Here is a 935-nt window from a genome sequence, read left to right as displayed (position 1 = left end):
CCTTCGGGGTGGGATGCGGGGGTGTTCGTGTCCGGGAGCATGGCAGCGGGGCCGGAAACAAGCAAGCGTGCTTGCATGGTTTTTTGGGTGGGGGCTTTGTTTTCGGCCCGGCTGCTGTCTGCGGCTGAGTGGGGGTTGCTCGCGTAGTTCCCCGCGCCCCTGGGTAGTCCGTTGGCTGCGGGCCGGTGGGGGCTGGGCGCGCAGTTCCCCGCGCCCCTGGGTAGTCCGTTGGCTGCGGGCCGGTGGGGGCTGGGCGCGCAGTTCCCCGCGCCCCTGGGTAGTCCGTTGGCTGCGGGCAGTGGGGCTTCTCGCGCAGTTCCCGCGCCCCTGAAGAACTGGTGGCTAATCCGAGTTTCCCGGTTGCGACCGACCACCCAAGGGGCGCGGGGAACTGCGCGACCAGCCCCCACTCAGCCGCAGACGAACGAAGGTCTTTAGGGGCGCGGGGAACTGCGCGATCAGCCCAAGTCAGCCCGCAATGAAGGTCCGGCCCGGACAGGGCGCGGCGGGACGGGCTACCGCCCGCGCCCCACCTGCGACCGCACCGCCCCCACGCTCGCCCCGATGACCAGCGCGATCGCCAACGCGTCGGTGACCGACAAAGCCTGGTGCAGGACCAGGAATCCCGCCGTCGCCGCGACAGCCGGTTCCAGGCTCATCAGGATCGCGAACGTGGACGCGGGCAGCCGGCGCAGGGCCAGCAGTTCCAGGGTGTACGGCAGGACCGAGGACAGGATCGCCACCGCCGCGCCGAGCCCGATCGTCGACGGCACCAGCAGCTTCGAGCCCGACTGCACCGCTCCCAGCGGCAGCGACAGCACCGCCGCGACCGCCATCGCGAGCGCGAGGCCGTCCGCCTGCGGGAAGCGGCGGCCGGTCCGCGCGCTGAACAGGATGTACACCGCCCAGCACGCCCCCGCCCCCAGCGCGCGGAC

Annotated in this window: 1 protein-coding gene; it reads right to left on the bottom strand. The window is 72.1% G+C overall.

Going from position 1 to position 935, the window contains the following annotated elements:
* Positions 1–515 precede the first annotated feature (515 nt).
* The coding region (locus ACJA3G_RS37700) for an EamA family transporter (RefSeq protein ID WP_406557503.1) at positions 516–935 on the bottom strand (420 nt) is incomplete at its 5' end.

Origin of the sequence: Streptomyces sp. YS-3 (assembly GCF_045257485.1) — a bacterium.
Classification (GTDB): domain Bacteria; phylum Actinomycetota; class Actinomycetes; order Streptomycetales; family Streptomycetaceae; genus Streptomyces.
Note: the sequence above shows the minus strand (reverse complement) of the source record. Positions and strands in the feature narration are given on the sequence as shown.